The following is a 2,861-nucleotide window of genomic DNA, read 5'->3' as shown; positions in this document are numbered from 1 at the left end:
ATTTCTTGCATAAAGAATTAGAATTTACTGGAAAGTAAAGCCATAGAGAGTGATAGCCTCGTATAAGTAATGAATGTAAAGGATAGTGGTATCCTGAGTAGGGCGGGGCACGTGAAACCCTGTCTGAATTTGGCGGGACCATCCGCTAAGGCTAAATACTCCTGAGAGACCGATAGTGAACCAGTACCGTGAGGGAAAGGTGAAAAGAACCGTGAATAACGGAGTGAAATAGATCCTGAAACCATACGCTTACAAGCGGTCGGAGCCCTTTAGTGGGGTGACGGCGTGCCTTTTGCATAATGAGCCTACGAGTTAACGTTGCTGGCAAGGATAAGTGGTTAAGCCACGGATCCGTAGCGAAAGCGAGTCTGAATAGGGCGCTTTAGTCAGTAGTGTTAGACGCGAAACCGTGTGATCTACCCATGGGCAGGTTGAAGCTGTGGTAACACACAGTGGAGGACCGAACCGGTTGACGTTGAAAAGTCTTCGGATGACCTGTGGGTAGGGGTGAAAGGCCAATCAAACTCGGAAATAGCTCGTACTCCCCGAAATGCATTTAGGTGCAGCGCTGAATTAAGTTATATAGAGGTAGAGCTACTGATTGGATGCGGGGGCTTCACCGCCTACCAATTCCTGACAAACTCCGAATGCTATATAATGTTTCTCAGCAGTGAGGGCTTGGGTGCTAAGGTCCAAGTCCGAGAGGGAAAGAACCCAGACCATCAGCTAAGGTCCCCAAATATATGTTAAGTTGAAAGAACGAGGTTTGTCTGCCCAGACAGCTAGGATGTTGGCTTGGAAGCAGCCATTCATTTAAAGAGTGCGTAACAGCTCACTAGTCGAGCGGACGAGCATGGATAATAATCGGGCATAAACATATTACCGAAGCTATGGATTTGTATGTAAATACAAGTGGTAGGGGAGCATTCTAACAGGGTTGAAGGTGTATCGTAAGGTATGCTGGACTGGTTAGAAAAGAAAATGTAGGCATAAGTAACGATAATGCGGGCGAGAAACCCGCACACCGAAAGACTAAGGTTTCCACAGCTATGCTAATCAGCTGTGGGTTAGTCGGGACCTAAGGCGAACCCGAAAGGGACAGTCGATGGACAACGGGTTAATATTCCCGTACTACTGTTAACTGTGATGGGGTGACGGAGTGATGAAAGTACCGCGAACTGACGGAATAGTTCGTTAAAGCACCTAGCTATAGGCTCTATAGGCAAATCCGTAGAGCTTGGTGAAATGCGATAGTACTCGGCGTCTTCGGACAAAGAGATAGTGTACCTAAGGGCTTCCAAGAAAAACCTCTAAACTTCAGGTTAATAGTACCCGTACCGCAAACCGACACAGGTAGTCGAGGAGAGAATCCTAAGGTGCTCGAGAGATTCATGGCTAAGGAATTAGGCAAAATAGACCTGTAACTTCGGGAGAAAGGTCGCCAGCGCAAGCTGGCCGCAGTGAAGAGGTCCAGGCGACTGTTTATCAAAAACACAGGGCTCTGCAAAATCGTAAGATGAAGTATAGGGCCTGACACCTGCCCGGTGCTGGAAGGTTAAGAGGAGATGTTATCTTCGGAGAAGCATTGAATTGAAGCCCCAGTAAACGGCGGCCGTAACTATAACGGTCCTAAGGTAGCGAAATTCCTTGTCGGGTAAGTTCCGACCTGCACGAATGGTGTAACGATCTGGACACTGTCTCAGCCATGAGCTCGGTGAAATTGTAGTAGCGGTGAAGATGCCGCTTACCCGCAGTGGGACGAAAAGACCCTGTGCACCTTTACTATAGCTTAGTATTGACCTTGGATAAATGATGTGTAGGATAGGTTGGAGACTGTGAAGTGGCGTCGCCAGGCGTTGTGGAGTCATTGTTGAAATACAACCCTTTGTTTATCTGAGGCCTAACCCCATACTGTGGGGGACATTGCTTGGTGGGTAGTTTGACTGGGGTGGTCGCCTCCAAAAGAGTAACGGAGGCTTCTAAAGGTTCCCTCAGTACGCTTGGTAACCGTGCGTAGAGTGCAATGGCATAAGGGAGCTTGACTGAGAGACATACAGGTCGATCAGGTACGAAAGTAGAGCATAGTGATCCGGTGGTTCCGCATGGAAGGGCCATCGCTCAAAGGATAAAAGGTACGCCGGGGATAACAGGCTGATCTCCCCCAAGAGCTCATATCGACGGGGGGGTTTGGCACCTCGATGTCGGCTCGTCACATCCTGGGGCTGGAGAAGGTCCCAAGGGTTGGGCTGTTCGCCCATTAAAGTGGCACGCGAGCTGGGTTCAGAACGTCGTGAGACAGTTCGGTCTCTATCTACTGTGGGCGCAAGAAATTTGAGTGGATCTGATTCTAGTACGAGAGGACCGAATTGGACAAACCTCTAGTGTATCTGTTGTCCCGCCAGGGGCACCGCAGAGTAGCTACGTTTGGAAGGGATAAGCGCTGAAAGCATATAAGCGCGAAACCCACCACAAGATGAGATTTCTTTTAAGGATCGTGGGAGATGACCACGTTGATAGGCTATAGATGTAAAGGCAGTAATGTCATAGTCGAGTAGTACTAATAATCCGTAAGCTTATGTACACCCTTTTCCCCGGGGCAACCCGGGGGAGAAACTTTCTAAACAAACAATTTTTTTCTTTATCTCAGTATGTTAAGATATTGTGTAATGTCGATCAATATAAATTGATTGCCCATTGCAAAACGACCTTAAGGTGGTTATTGCGGCGGGGCTCACCTCTTCCCATCCCGAACAGAGTAGTTAAGCCCGCCTGCGCAGATGGTACTGCAATTATGTGGGAGAGTATGTCGTCGCCTTTCTTTAATCTGAATCTTCAGATTCTAAAACCCTGTTCTAACGAAC

Annotated in this window: 2 rRNA genes (1 of these 2 running past the window's edge); both read left to right on the top strand. The window is 48.2% G+C overall.

Annotation, left to right across the window (positions count from 1 at the left end):
- A 23S ribosomal RNA gene (locus tag ABEB23_RS17995) occupies positions 1-2,581 on the top strand; it begins 398 nt to the left of the window's first position.
- Positions 2,582-2,708: 127 nt separating this feature from the next.
- Positions 2,709-2,818: ribosomal RNA gene (gene rrf, locus ABEB23_RS17990) — 5S ribosomal RNA — on the top strand.
- Positions 2,819-2,861 lie beyond the last annotated feature (43 nt).

This window comes from Flavobacterium maritimum, assembly GCF_040049085.1.
GTDB lineage: Bacteria > Bacteroidota > Bacteroidia > Flavobacteriales > Flavobacteriaceae > Flavobacterium > Flavobacterium maritimum.
Note: the sequence above shows the minus strand (reverse complement) of the source record. Positions and strands in the feature narration are given on the sequence as shown.